13 protein-coding genes are annotated in these 13,259 nt (G+C 64.8%); 2 read left to right on the plus strand and 11 right to left on the minus strand.

The genetic code is table 11. The annotated features are described in order from the left end of the window. From F3J19_RS29330 to F3J19_RS29345, 4 genes are all read right to left on the minus strand, one after another. On the minus strand, positions 1-633 hold a 633-nt coding region (locus F3J19_RS29330), incomplete at its 3' end, for an electron transfer flavoprotein subunit beta/FixA family protein (RefSeq protein ID WP_167049475.1). A 248-nt stretch (positions 634-881) separates the two neighbouring features. After that, positions 882-1,679: a MetQ/NlpA family ABC transporter substrate-binding protein gene (locus F3J19_RS29335; protein ID WP_167049477.1), complete on the minus strand. Its 798-nt coding sequence runs from the start codon at positions 1,677-1,679 to the stop codon at positions 882-884. A gap of 46 nt (positions 1,680-1,725) precedes the next feature. Continuing rightward, positions 1,726-2,379, minus strand: coding sequence for a methionine ABC transporter permease (locus tag F3J19_RS29340; RefSeq protein WP_167049479.1), 654 nt, complete (start codon positions 2,377-2,379; stop codon positions 1,726-1,728). Beyond that, positions 2,369-3,403 carry a methionine ABC transporter ATP-binding protein gene (locus tag F3J19_RS29345; protein WP_167049481.1) on the minus strand — a complete coding sequence of 345 codons (1,035 nt, stop codon included), beginning with the start codon at positions 3,401-3,403 and terminating at the stop codon, positions 2,369-2,371. Before F3J19_RS29345 ends, F3J19_RS29340 begins: the two co-directional genes overlap by 11 nt. A 237-nt stretch (positions 3,404-3,640) precedes the next feature. On the opposite strand from F3J19_RS29345, the gene F3J19_RS29350 reads away from it, so the two are divergent. Beyond that, positions 3,641-4,558 carry an alpha/beta hydrolase gene (locus F3J19_RS29350; RefSeq protein ID WP_167049483.1) on the plus strand — a complete coding sequence of 306 codons (918 nt, stop codon included), beginning with the start codon at positions 3,641-3,643 and terminating at the stop codon, positions 4,556-4,558. Positions 4,559-4,653: 95 nt separating this feature from the next. On the opposite strand, the gene F3J19_RS29355 is transcribed toward F3J19_RS29350, so the two are convergent. Both F3J19_RS29355 and F3J19_RS29360 read right to left on the minus strand, forming a co-directional pair. Next, the gene (locus F3J19_RS29355; RefSeq protein ID WP_167049485.1) at positions 4,654-5,463 is read right to left on the minus strand and encodes an enoyl-CoA hydratase; all 810 of its coding nucleotides are present in this window, start codon (positions 5,461-5,463) and stop codon (positions 4,654-4,656) included. A 34-nt stretch (positions 5,464-5,497) separates the two neighbouring features. Further along, positions 5,498-6,421, minus strand: a complete 924-nt coding sequence (locus F3J19_RS29360) for a histone deacetylase family protein (protein WP_167049487.1) — start codon at positions 6,419-6,421, stop codon at positions 5,498-5,500. 328 nt (positions 6,422-6,749) lie between these two features. Here F3J19_RS29360 and mltB point away from each other — a divergent pair, with 328 nt between their 5' ends. Then, on the plus strand, positions 6,750-7,961 hold the full coding sequence (gene mltB, locus F3J19_RS29365; RefSeq protein ID WP_205193357.1) for a lytic murein transglycosylase B: 1,212 nt from the start codon (positions 6,750-6,752) through the stop codon (positions 7,959-7,961). A gap of 114 nt (positions 7,962-8,075) precedes the next feature. Here the strand turns inward: mltB and cysM are convergent, their stop codons facing one another. From cysM to F3J19_RS29390, 5 genes are all read right to left on the minus strand, one after another. Continuing rightward, positions 8,076-8,978: a cysteine synthase CysM gene (gene cysM / locus F3J19_RS29370; protein WP_167049491.1), complete on the minus strand. Its 903-nt coding sequence runs from the start codon at positions 8,976-8,978 to the stop codon at positions 8,076-8,078. Between the two features lie 341 nt (positions 8,979-9,319). Continuing rightward, complete coding sequence (locus F3J19_RS29375; protein ID WP_167049493.1) at positions 9,320-9,685, minus strand: helix-hairpin-helix domain-containing protein; 366 nt, start codon at positions 9,683-9,685, stop codon at positions 9,320-9,322. A 78-nt stretch (positions 9,686-9,763) separates the two neighbouring features. Continuing rightward, positions 9,764-10,756 carry an ADP-glyceromanno-heptose 6-epimerase gene (gene rfaD, locus F3J19_RS29380; protein ID WP_167049495.1) on the minus strand — a complete coding sequence of 331 codons (993 nt, stop codon included), beginning with the start codon at positions 10,754-10,756 and terminating at the stop codon, positions 9,764-9,766. Between the two features lie 113 nt (positions 10,757-10,869). Then, a complete protein-coding gene (rfaE1, locus tag F3J19_RS29385) occupies positions 10,870-11,877 on the minus strand; it encodes a D-glycero-beta-D-manno-heptose-7-phosphate kinase (protein WP_275691481.1) in 1,008 nt (335 codons plus the stop codon). After that, a complete protein-coding gene (locus F3J19_RS29390) occupies positions 11,843-13,246 on the minus strand; it encodes a UDP-glucose/GDP-mannose dehydrogenase family protein (protein ID WP_167049497.1) in 1,404 nt (467 codons plus the stop codon). The genes rfaE1 and F3J19_RS29390 overlap by 35 nt, the downstream gene beginning before the upstream one ends. Between the last annotated feature and the right edge of the window lie 13 nt (positions 13,247-13,259).

Genomic DNA, 13,259 nt, shown 5'->3' on the forward strand with positions numbered 1-13,259 from the left:
GACATCGACGCCGAGGTCTTCGGGCTTCACGGTTTCCAGCGGCTTTTTCTTCGCCTTCATGATGTTCGGCAGCGTCACGTAGCGCGGCTCGTTCAGGCGCAGATCGGTCGTCACGACGGCCGGCAGCTTCAGCGACAGCGTTTCCGCGCCACCATCCACTTCGCGCGACACGGTGGCCTTGCCGTCTGCCACGACAACCTTCGAGGCGAACGTGGCCTGCGGCAGATTCGCGAGCGCAGCGAGCATCTGGCCGGTCTGGTTCGAATCGTCGTCGATGGCCTGCTTGCCGAGGATCACCAGTTGCGGCTGCTCCCTGTCGACCAGTGCCTTGAGCAGCTTCGCAACGGCCAGCGGCTGCAACTCCTCGTTCGATTCGATCAGGATCGCACGGTCAGCTCCAATCGCCAGCGCCGTGCGCAGCGTTTCCTGCGACTGCGCCACACCCGCCGACACGGCGATCACCTCGGTCGCCACGCCCGCTTCCTTCAGGCGCACCGCCTCTTCCACCGCGATTTCGTCGAACGGATTCATCGACATCTTCACGTTTGCGATGTCGACGCCCGTGCCGTCCGACTTGACCCGGACCTTCACGTTGTAGTCGACCACTCTTTTCACTGGCACCAGAATTTTCATGCACACGCTCCAAAGTTACGAATACGTCAACCCGACGAACATTATAGCGACTGCCCTCATGGCAGCCCTGTCGCGGGCGCATTAGCGGGAGGATATCGCTCCTCCGCGGCGCAACGGCAATATCGAACGATCGTTCTATTTTAATCTCTAAAAAACCCGGGAGACAACCCCGGGCTCCGACTCGCACCTCTAATTTCGCCTTGCCGTCGTCTTCTTCTTGCGAAGTTGGCGAGCGTCGGCTTACCAGGCTACCAGGCGGTAATGACCGAGCCGCCAAACTTGTTGTCGATGAACTGCTTGACTTCAGGCGAGTGATACGCGGCAACCAGCTTCGCGACCCACGGCTTGTTTCTGTCAGCCTCGCGGATCGCGATGATGTTCACGTACGGCCCCTTCGGGTCTTCGATCGCGATCGCGTCCTGCTTCGGCTTCAGGCCCGCTTCCATCGCGAAGTTGGTGTTGATCGCGGCGGCATCCACATCGCCCAGCGAACGCGGAATCTGCGCCGCGTCGAGTTCGACGATCTTCAGCTTCTTCGGATTCTCGACGATATCGAGCGGCGTCGCCTTCAGGCCCGCGTCGGCGCGCAGCTTGATGAGCCCCTGCTTCTGCAGCAGCAGAAGCGCACGGCCGCCGTTGGTCGGATCGTTCGGCACCGCGATCTTCGCGCCTGGCTGCAGTTCGGCGAGCGTCTTCAGCTTCTTCGAGTAGATGCCCATCGGGTAGGTGACGGTGTCCGCGATACGGATCAGCTTGTAGCCACGGTCCTTCACCTGCGCCTGCAGATACGGGTCGTGCTGATAGCTGTTCGCGTCGAGATCGCCGCTCGCGAGCGCCGCGTTCGGCTGCACGTAATCGGAGAATTCGACGATCTTGATGTTGAGACCGTTCTTCGCGGCGACCGTCTTCACGACGTCCATGATCTGCGCATGCGGACCGCCCGTGACACCGACCTTGATCGTGTCTTCGGCGTGCGCCGCGTTCATGGCGAACAGCGAGACCGCGCCGAGCGCGGCAGCCAGCTTGAGAATGAAGCGACGTTGCATGATGGACCCTCTCCGACTCTTCTAGCGGGTTATAACCCCGGTGGGTTTATTTGTGGCTCAGACGACGCACGAGCCAATCGCCAAACGACTGCACCAGTTGCACGAACACGATCAGGATCAGCACGACTGCGAGCATCACTTCGGGCAGGAAGCGCTGATAACCGTAGCGGATGCCGAGGTCGCCGAGACCGCCGCCGCCGATCGCACCGGCCATCGCCGAATAGCCGACCAGCGACACGAACGTGATCGTGAGCCCCGCGACCACGCCCGGCAGCGACTCGGGCAACAGCACCTTGAAGACGATCTGGCGGGTGGTCGCGCCCATCGCCTGGGCGGCCTCGATGAGCCCGCGGTCGACCTCGCGCAGCGCCGTCTCGACCAGCCGCGCGATGAACGGCACGGCGGAGATCGTCAGCGGCACGATGGCGGCCGCCGTGCCGATCGACGAACCGACGACGAGCCGCGTGAACGGAATCACCGCGACGAGCAGGATGATGAACGGTGTCGAGCGCACCGCATTGACGAGCACGCCCATCACGCGATTGAGGGCGACGTTTTCGAGCACGCCCTGACGGTCGGTCAGATACAGCAGCACGCCGAGCGGCACGCCGACCACGGCACCGATCAGTCCGGAAATGCCCACCATGACGAGCGTTTCCCAGAACGACTGGACGAACATATCGAACATTTCACTCAACATGCGAAAGCTCCTCGACCACCACACCCTGTTCGCGCAGATACGTGAGCGCCTGCGCCACCTTCGTTGGCTCGCCGCCCGCGAGCACCGCGAGCGAACCGAACGCCTGCCCCTGGATCTCGTCGATCTGGCCGTGCAGGATGTTGAAGTCGAGTTCGTAGCGGCGGATCGTCTCCGAGAGAATCGGCTGATCGACACCCGAGCCCGTGAACGCGAGGCGCAGCAGATGGCCGCTGCCGGTCTTCAGACGCTGCGCGACGCGCGCCTTCATGGCGGGCGGTAGTTCCTGCGCGATCACGTCGCCGATCAGCGCGCGCGTGACTTCGTGGCGCGGCTGCAGGAACACGTCGATCACCTTGCCCTCTTCGACGACACGGCCCGCGTCGAGCACCGCGACGCGGTCGCAGACCTGCTTGATTACGTCCATCTGGTGCGTGATCAGCACGATCGTGAGGTTCAGTTCGCGGTTGATACGCTTGAGCAGATCGAGAATCGCGCGCGTCGTTTCGGGGTCGAGCGCGGACGTCGCTTCGTCGGAAAGCAGCACCTTCGGCTTGCTCGCGAGCGCGCGCGCGATCCCGACGCGCTGCTTCTGGCCGCCGCTGATCTGCGCCGGATAGCGGTCCTTCTGCGCCGACAGGCCGACGAGGTCGAGCAGCGGCAGCACGTTGGCCTCGATTTCGTCGCGCTTCATGCCGGCCAGTTCGAGCGGCAGCGCGACGTTCTCGTACACCGTGCGCGAGGACAGCAGATTGAAGTGCTGGAAGATCATGCCGATCTCGCGGCGCGCCTCGCGCAACTGCGCGGCGGGCAGCGTCGTCAGATCGCGGCCGTTGACGACGATGTTGCCTTCCGACGGCCGCGTCAGCAGGTTGATCGTGCGCACGAGCGTGCTCTTGCCGGCGCCGCTGCGGCCGATAATGCCGAACACCTCGCCGGCCGGAATCGTCAGATTGACGTTGTGCAGCGCCTCGACCCAGCCCCGGGGCCCGGCAAACCGCTGCGAAATATTGCGTATTTCAATCATGGAAAACGAAACGGCGACGACTGCCGGCGAGCATGGTGCTCCCGGCAAGCGGCCGCCGTTGCTTTTATTGGGATTTGAGGCCGCCATTCTACCGCAGCGGCGACATACTCTTTAATAATCAATTCCGATCTTTTCATAACCTGAAAGCATTAGAGGGACGTACAGTGCGCGAAGCTCGCGTGCCCCGTGCCGCAGCGACTATGATCGGGCGACATCCAACCAGGACACGCCGCAGCCATGCCGACACCCCCGAGCCACACCGTGCGCGCCAGCGCGGGCAACCTCGCTGGCAACGCCAGCAGCGACGCGCCGCCGCGCGCGTCGGTGACGACCGCCGACGGCGTGCAGTTGCCGCTCTATCGCTGGCAGCCCGCCGGCCCCACGCGCGCGACGGTCGCGCTGCTGCATGGTCTCGCCGAGCACGCCGGCCGCTACGCCGCGCTGGCCGGCCGGCTCAACGGCGCGGGCATCGAGCTCGTCGCGATCGATCTGCGTGGCCACGGCCATGCGCCCGGCAAGCGCGCCTACGTGAAGCGCTTCGACGACTATCTGCTCGACGCGCAGGCGCTCGTCGACGCCGCCGCGCAAAGCTGCGCACCGCTGTTCCTGATGGGGCACAGCATGGGCGGCGCAATCGCCGCGCTCCATGCGATCGAACGGCTTGCCGCAAGCGGCCGTCGCTTGAGCGGCCTGATCCTGTCGAGTCCCGCGCTGGCGCCGGGCCGCGACGTGCCGCGCTGGATGCTCGCGGCGAGCCAGATAATCAGCCGCCTCTACCCGGGCTTCCCGGCGATGAAGATCGACCCCGCGCTGCTCTCGCGTCTACAGCCGGTGGTGAACGCCAATCGCAACGATCCGCTCGTGCATCACGACGCGATTCCGGCACGCACGGGTGCCGAGCTGCTGCTCGCGATGGCGCGCATCGAACGCGGCCGCGCGAATCTGTGCATGCCGCTGCTCGTCTATCACGGCACCGCGGACAAACTGACCGAGCCCGACGGCAGTCGCGCCTTCGGCGAGCACGCGGGCTCGCCGGATAAAACGCTTACGCTGTACGAAGGCAGCTATCACGAGACGATGAACGATCTCGACCGCGATCGGGTGATCGGCGCGTTGATCGAGTGGATCGAGATGCGGGCGGTGGGGCGAAGCTGAGCGATGCGGGGTGCGACGGTGACCTCTGGGCGACCTCGAATTGACGGCTGCGCCCAGCGACGGTTGATGAACAGAACCACAGCGCTTGCGACCGTCTACCGCTTCCAGTCCGGCGCGCGCTTGTCGATAAACGCCTGCACGCCTTCGAGCGCCGAGTCGTCCATCATGTTGCAGGCCATCGTCTGGCCGGCAAGTTGGTAGGCAGCCTCGATACCCATTTCGAGCTGCCGGTAGAACAGCCCCTTGCCCGCGCTGACCGCTTCGACCGGCTTCGCGCAGATGCTCGCGGCGAGCCGCGCGAGTTCGTCGTCGAGCATGTCGGCCGGGACCGCGCGATTGACGAGGCCCTGCTGCTGCGCCTGCGCGGCGTCGATGAAATCGCCGGTGAGCAGCATTTCGAGCGCCGCCTTGCGCGACAGGTTGCGCGACAGCGGCACCGACGGCGTCGCGCAGAACAGCCCGAGATTCACGCCCGAGACGGCGAAGCGCGCGGTATCGACGGCGACCGCGAGATCGCACATCGCGACGAGCTGGCAACCGGCCGCGGTCGCGATGCCGTGCACGCGCGCGATCACCGGCTGCGGCATGCGCTGGATCGTCATCATCAGCTTCGTGCAGCGCGCGAAAAGCCGCTGGTAATACTCAAGCGACGGCGCCGCGCGCATCTCCTTCAGATCGTGTCCCGCGCAAAACGCCCGCCCGGCCCCGGCGATCACGACAACGCGCGCGTCCGTCTTCGAGATCGCGCTCAAGCTCTGCTGCAGTTCGTCGAGCAATGCTTCGGATAGCGCATTGAACGCGGCGGGCCGGTTCATCGTCACGCGCACGACACCGCGCACGCGATACGCGTCGTGTTCGATCTCGACCAGTGAGACCTTGCCGCTGTCGGCGGGACTGGCGTTCATGGCTCGCTCCTCGCTGCCGGACGTTGTGGCGATATCAGATCCCGGCCAGCGCCCGCACGTGCGCGACCACGCTGCGCCCGAGCGCCGACAGGTTGTAGCCGCCCTCGAGACAGCTGACGATGCGCCCGCGCGCATAGCGCCGCGCGATCTCGCGCATCTGCTCGGTGATCCATGCGTAATCGTCCTCGACGAGCCCCATGTTGCCGAGGTCGTCTTCGCGATGCGCATCGAAGCCGGCCGAGATGAACAGCATCTCCGGCTTGAATTCGTGCAGGCGCGGCAGCCACAGCATGTCGACCGCCTCGCGCACGGCCATGCCGTTCGAGCGCGCCGGCATCGGCACGTTGCACATGTTGGACGCCTGGTTGTCGGCGCCCGTGAACGGATAGAACGGATGCTGGAAGATGCTGCACATCAGCACGCGCGGGTCGCCCGAGAACGCGGCCTCGGTGCCGTTGCCGTGGTGCACGTCGAAGTCGACGATCGCGACGCGCGCGAGGCCATGCACTTCGAGTGCATGACGCGCCGCGATCGCGACGTTGTTGAAGAAGCAGAAGCCCATCGCGCGCGCCGGCTCCGCGTGGTGGCCGGGTGGCCGCACGCTGCAGAACGCGTTGTCGTAACGGCCTTCGAGCACCGCGTCGGTGGCGGCGACCGCCGCGCCCGCGGCGCGCAACGCGGCTTGCCAGGTGTGCGGATTCATCGTCGTGTCGGGATCGATTTCGGCGATGCCCTCGGCCGGCGAGCGGCTGCGGATGTAGTCGACATGCGCCTGCGTATGCACGCGCAGCAGCGCGGTTTCGTCGGCGAGCGGCGCCGGCTCGCGCTCGATCAGCGTGTCGATGCGGCTCGCGATCAGTTGATCCTCGATCGCCTGCAGGCGCGCGGGACATTCGGGATGCCACCGCCCCATGTCGTGCAGCAGACAGTCGGCGTGGGAATAAAAGGCTGTTGCCATGGTTCTCTTGTGCGTCTCTTCTACGCGCGGCGCATGCGATGCGCGCGGCGTGTCTCCGTCGAGCGGCGCGCCCCGGCGCGCCAACATGCATCAAGTTACCACAGGCCGCCGCCGCGGCGTCGCCGCCTGACGGCTGTGGCACGATCGGCACGGTTTTGCGAAAGCCGTCGGGTATACTGCCCCGACCTGTTTCCCGGTGCCTCACTGTCTTCCACGCATTGCGCCCACTGCTCTCACTATGACCGTCAAGTCTGCCCTGTCCGCACGATCCACACGCAACCGGTTGCGCCTTGGCGCGCTGGCCGCCTCACTGTCCGCCGCATCGTGCATGCTCATGACAGCGAGTCCGGCGCACGCGCAAAGCGCCGCGCGCAAGGCGCCGGTGCTGGTCGCGCAGAGCCAGCCGCAGCAGCCGGTCCAGCAGGGGCAGACGTTCGAGGAAGAGATCATTCCGCAGCGTTACGCGAATAACGCGAATGTCGACGCGTTCATCAACGAGATGGTGGCGCGCTATGACTTCGACGCAGCCGCGCTGCACGCGCTCTTTGCCGGCGTCAGCTATTCGACGACCGCGGTGAAACTCGTGACGCCCTCGCCTTCGCCGTCGATCAAGAACTGGCGCGTGTATCAGGCGCGCTTCCTGGACCCGGTGCGCATCAATGCCGGCGTGCGCTTCTGGCGCGAGAACCAGGCCACCTTGCAGCGCGCCTATGAAGAGTTCGGCGTGCCGCCGGAAGTGATCGTCGGCATTATCGGCGTGGAGACGATCTACGGCCGCTACATGGGCAACTTCCGCGTGCTCGATGCCCTGACCACGCTGAGCTTCGATTACCCGAACACCGCCAATCGCGCGGATCGCCAGGCCACCTTCCGCAAGAATCTCGAAGACTATCTGGTGTGGACGCGCGACTCGCAGATCGACCCGACCACGGTGCTCGGCTCCTATACCGGCGCGATCGGCATTCCGCAATTCCTGCCGAGCAGCATCGTGCAATACGCGGTGAACTACGACGGCAACAAGGGGATCGATCTGCGTACGAGCCAGGCGGACGCGATCGGCAGCGTCGCGAATTATCTGCGGCAGAACGGCTGGGAAAGCGGCCGGCCGGTGGTGTGGCGCATCGCCTCGGATATCGGCAGCCTCGGCGTCGCGCAGGCGGCCGCCGACGGCCGGCCCGAACCGCACTGGCCGCTCGACCAGTTGCTGCGTGCCGGGCTCGTGCTGAACGAGCCGAACGTCGATATCGCCCAGGAAGCCGGCACGCCGGTGACGGTGGTCGATCTGCCGTCGCCGGGACGCGGCACCGAGTTCATGCTCGGCCTGAAGAACTTCTATGTGCTGACGCGTTACAACCGCAGTTTCTTCTATGCGCTCGCGGTGTATCAGCTGGGCCAGCGGGTCAAGGCACAGATGCAGGCGCTCGATGCGGTCAATGCAGCGAAAGCGGCCAATGCGGTTGATACGGTCAATGGCACGGCATCGCAAGGAGCACAGGGAGCGCAAGCGCCGGCCAGTTCGCCGAACCCCGCTTCGCAATAAATGCCGCGACGAGGCGCCATGTGCGCTTCGCTTCGAACGACATCAAAAAGCGCCGGCTCGACCGGCGCTTTTTCTTGACACCTACGACTCGCGAGACTCGCTCGGCTCGCGCACTCAGGCCGGAAACACGCCCGTGGACAGATAGCGGTCGCCGCGATCGCAGACGATGAACACGATCGTCGCGTTCTCGACCTGGCGCGCGACACGCAGCGCGACTTCACATGCACCGCCCGACGAAATGCCGGCGAAGATGCCTTCGACCGACGCCAGGCGGCGTGCCATCGCTTCGGCTGCGGACTGGCTCACGTTCTCGACGCGATCCACGCGGCTGCGGTCGAAAATTTTCGGCAGATAGGCTTCCGGCCATTTGCGGATGCCGGGAATACGCGAACCTTCCTCGGGCTGCGCCCCGATGATTTCAATCTGCTGATTCTGTGTTTTCAGATACGTCGACACGCCCATGATCGTGCCGGTCGTTCCCATCGACGACACGAAGTGCGTGATGCGCCCTTCGGTGTCGCGCCAGATTTCCGGGCCCGTGCCTTCGACGTGCGCCGCCGGATTGTCCGGGTTCGCGAACTGGTCGAGGATGATGCCCTTGCCTTCGCGCTGCATCTGCTCGGCGAGATCGCGCGCGTATTCCATGCCGCCCGTGACCGGCGTCAGAATGATCTGCGCGCCATACGCGGCCATGCTCTGACGGCGCTCGACCGACAGGTCTTCCGGCATGATCAGCACCATCTTGTAGCCGCGGATCGCCGCAGCCATCGCCAGCGCAATGCCGGTGTTGCCGCTTGTCGATTCGATCAGCGTGTCGCCCGGCTTGATGCGGCCGCGCGCTTCCGCCTTCTTGATCATCGACAACGCCGGACGGTCCTTCACCGATCCAGCCGGATTGTTGCCCTCGAGCTTGGCGAGAATCACGTTGTTGCGGCTGCGGATCTCGTCGTCGGGGAGCCGGACCAGTTGCACGAGCGGCGTGTTGCCGATCGTGTCTTCAATCGTTTTGTATGCCATATCGGGTTCTGAGGCGAGCGATGCGCGAAAGTTTGTATTCAGTCCGTTGATTTTAAACCACCCTCTGCGACGCTGCCGTGCGCCCCTTCTGCCCGCATGGATGCCCGCACCGGCAAGGCCCAAAGCCCGCGGCCGGGGAGCCGCGGGAGCCCGTCATGGAAATGACAGCTGAAGGCGTGTCCATTTACGCCACTCACGCCACTCGCGATGGAGCAACGACAGCAGAACAAACTGAAAGCGGCCGCGGACCGCGCGTGCGCACGAAGCAGGCGAGCCGGATGCCCGCGGTGGTACGAAACCACACGAAACTGCACGAGCTTGCACACACGCGGCCCGCGCGCTTACTTCTTCACCGCCACGGCAGTGCCGTCTTTAGCCGTGACGGCCGGAACGGCCGTGCCCTTGGCCGGAGCCGCCGCCGCAACCTGCGCGCCAGCAGCCGCGCCAGCCGGACCGACAGCGAGACCCTCCGCCTGCAGGCGCTCGATGGTATGCCCGCCCATGCCCTTGACGCGCTTGCCGAGATCGGCCGGGTCCTTGAACGGGCCATGAGCGGTACGCTCGTCGAGAATGGCTTTCGCCTTCGCGGGACCGATGCCCTTGATGCCGCGCAGCGCATCCTCGTTAGCCGTGTTGACGTCGACCGTCGCATACGCGTGGCCGAAAGCGGCGAGCATGGCCGCGGTAACCAGAACTTTTCGAAACATATTGGAATCTCCCTGTTGCCACTGACCGGCGACCATCACCGGTCAGGAGATTCCAGTTTAAAGAGGTATCCGAATTATTTACACCTGGCCGAATAGCCAACGTACGTAGCGATCGACACCTTCCTGCACGCTCAGAAACGGCGCGTCGTAGCCGGCCGCGCGCAGCTTCGACTGGTCGGCCTGGGTGAAGCACTGGTACTTGCCGCGCAGCGCGTCGGGGAACGGCACGTATTCGATAAGCCCGCGCTGTACCTGCTCCGCGAGCGACAGCGCCGGCTCGTTATTCAGCGCGCGCAGCGTGTTGACCACGGTGCTCGCGATGTCGTTGAACGGTTGCGCGCGGCCGGTGCCGAGATTGAAGATGCCCGATTTTTCGGGATGATCGAAGAAGAACAGGTTGACCTTCACGACGTCTTCGACCGAGATGAAATCGCGCGTCTGCTCGCCGGCAGCATAGCCGTTGTATTCGCCGAACAGCTTGACCTTGCCCTCGGCGCGAAACTGGTTGAAGTTGTGGAACGCGACCGACGCCATGCGCGCCTTGTGCGTTTCGCGCGGCCCGTACACGTTGAAGTAGCGGAAGCCGGCGATCTGGCTCTTCGCGGTGGGCAGCACGCGGCGGATCACCTGGTCGAACAGGAACTTCGAATAGCCGTACACGTTGAGCGGCTGCTCGACCTCGCGCTCCTCGACGAAGCGGCTCGAACCGCCATACGTCGCCGCCGACGAAGCGTACAGGAACTGGATGTTCTGCGCGAGGCAAACGTCGAGCACGTCGCGGCTATAACGATAGTTGTTGTCCATCATGTAGCGGCCGTCGGTTTCCATCGTGTCCGAGCAGGCGCCTTCGTGGAAGATCGCGCGCACCTTGCCGAAGTCGCCGCGCGCAAAGCGCTCGACGAATTCGGTCTTGTCGAGATAGTCGTCGATTTCGCAGTCGACCAGATTGCGGAACTTGTCCGCGCGCGTCAGATTGTCGACGGCGATGATGCGTTGTTCGCCGCGCTCGTTGAGCGCCTTCACGAGATTGCTGCCGATAAAACCGGCCGCGCCGGTGACGATGACGGTCATGATGATCCTGCGGTAGTTGAGCCTGCAGTAATGAGCCTGCGGTAATGAGCTTCGCTCGGTCGCCTGCGCGAGCCCTGCGCGTCCGCCTGGACGGCAGGGCCCGGCAAGCTGCGTCAGGAAAAGAGTTCGTCGTAGTCGACGGTGGCGGTGCCGAGTTTGCCGACCACGATGCCGGCCGCGCGATTCGCGAGCCCGACCGCTTCGACAAGCGAAAGCCCCGCGCCGAGCATCGCGGCGAGCGTCGCGATCACGGTGTCGCCCGCGCCCGACACATCATACACTTCGCGTGCAACGGCCGACGCATGCAGGATGCCGTCGTCGGCGAACAGCGTCATGCCCTCTTCCGAGCGCGTCAGCAACAGCGCCTTGAATTCGAGTTCGGCACGCAGCTTCGTCACGCGCGCGAGCAGATCCTCTTCGGACTTCCACTGACCGACCACCTCGCGCAACTCGGCGCGATTCGGCGTGATCAGCGTGGCACCGCGATAGCGTTCCCAGTCGTCGCCCTTCGGATCGACGAGCACCGGCTTGGCCGCCGCGTGCGCCTTCGCGATCATCTGCGTGACGTGCGTGAGACCGCCCTTCGCGTAATCGGACATCAGGATCACGTCGTGCGCCGGCAGCAGTTCGTCGAAGCGCGCGAGCCCCGCGAGCAGCACTTCGTGCGCCGGCGAATTTTCGAAGTCGACGCGCAGCAGTTGCTGCTGACGCGACAGCACGCGCAGCTTGATCGTCGTGAGCAAATCCGGATCGCGTTCGAGATGCGGCGTCACGCCGCTTTCGTCGAGCAGCTGCACGATGCGCTCGCCGGGCTCGTCATGGCCGACCACGCACAGGAGACCCGCCTGCGCGCCGAGCGCCACTGCGTTGCGCGCGACGTTCGCCGCGCCGCCAAGACGGTCTTCCTGACGCTGCACGTGCACGACCGGCACCGGCGCTTCCGGCGAAATGCGGTTCACGTCGCCGAACCAGTAGCGGTCGAGCATCACGTCGCCGACCACGAGCACGCGCGCCGCGCCCAGTTGCGCGCGCGGCACGACCGTCAACGGCATGGCCTGCCTGGACGCGGAAGCCGCGGGTAGGGTCTCAGGCATCGCCCGGAAGTTCAGAGGGTTGGGCATAGGGGCGTCCAATGGCGTGATAGTCGATGCCGAGTTCGGTCATCGCGTCCGGCTCGTAGAGATTGCGGCCATCGAAAATCAGCGGCGTCTTCAGTACCGATTTCAGATGCACGAAGTCCGGACTCTTAAACTCCTTCCATTCGGTCACGATCACGAGCGCGTCGGCGCCCGTCAGCGTTTCGTCCTGGGTGCTCGCGAAGCTCAGACGCGCGAGCTGCTCGGGTGCATCGTGCAGGTCCATGGCGAACACGCGGCGCGCTTCCGTGACCGCGACCGGATCGTACGCGCGCACCTGGGCGCCGCGCGCGAGCAACTCGCCGATCACGCGGCGGCTCGGCGCCTCGCGCATGTCGTCGGTATTCGGCTTGAATGCGAGCCCCCATACCGCGAACGTGCGGCCGCTCAGATCGTCGCCGAGCTTCGCCGCGATCTTGTTCACGAGCACGTCCTTCTGCTGGTAGTTCACTTCCTCGACCGCTTCGAGAATGCGCAGGTTGTGGCCGCTTTCGCTTGCGGTGCGGATCAGTGCCTGCACGTCCTTCGGGAAGCACGAGCCGCCGTAGCCGCAGCCCGCATACAGGAAGTGATAGCCGATGCGCGGATCGGAGCCGATGCCGCGGCGTACCGACTCGATGTCGGCGCCGACTTTATCCGCGAGATTCGACATCTCGTTCATGAACGAGATGCGCGTCGCGAGCATCGCATTGGCCGCGTACTTAGTGAATTCGGCCGAGCGCACGTCCATGTACAGCGTGCGTTCGTGGTTGCGATTGAACGGCGCGTAAAGGCGCTTCATCATTTCGCGCGCGCGCTGGCCGGCTTCGTCTTCGTCGATGCCGATCACGATGCGATCGGGGCGCATGAAATCGTCGACGGCAGCGCCTTCCTTCAGGAACTCGGGATTCGACACCACCGAGAAACGATGCTGCCTGCTATCCGCGAGGCCGCGTTTCGCGAGCTCTTCCTCGATCACTGCGCGCACGCGCTGCGCCGTGCCGACCGGCACCGTCGATTTGTCGACGATCACCTTGAAGCCGTTCATCGTGCGGCCGATATTGCGCGCCGCCTCGAGCACGTATTGCAGATCGGCCGAGCCGTCCTCGTCGGGCGGCGTGCCGACCGCGATGAACTGCACGTCGCCGTGCGCGACGCTCGCCGCGACGTCGGTCGAAAACGTGATGCGTCCGGCCGCGCGCGTACGGGCAATCATCTCCTGCAGGCCCGGCTCGTGAATCGGCACGCCACCTTTGTTGAGGATGCCGATCTTGCGCGGATCGACGTCGAGACAGAAGACGTCGTTGCCGATCTCGGCGAGACACGCTCCGGTGACGAGGCCCACATAGCCAGTGCCGATAATGGTGATTTTCATACGTTTTCCGGTA

This window comes from Burkholderia sp. Ax-1724 (assembly GCF_011752995.1).
In the GTDB taxonomy this organism is placed as follows: Bacteria; Pseudomonadota; Gammaproteobacteria; order Burkholderiales; family Burkholderiaceae; genus Paraburkholderia.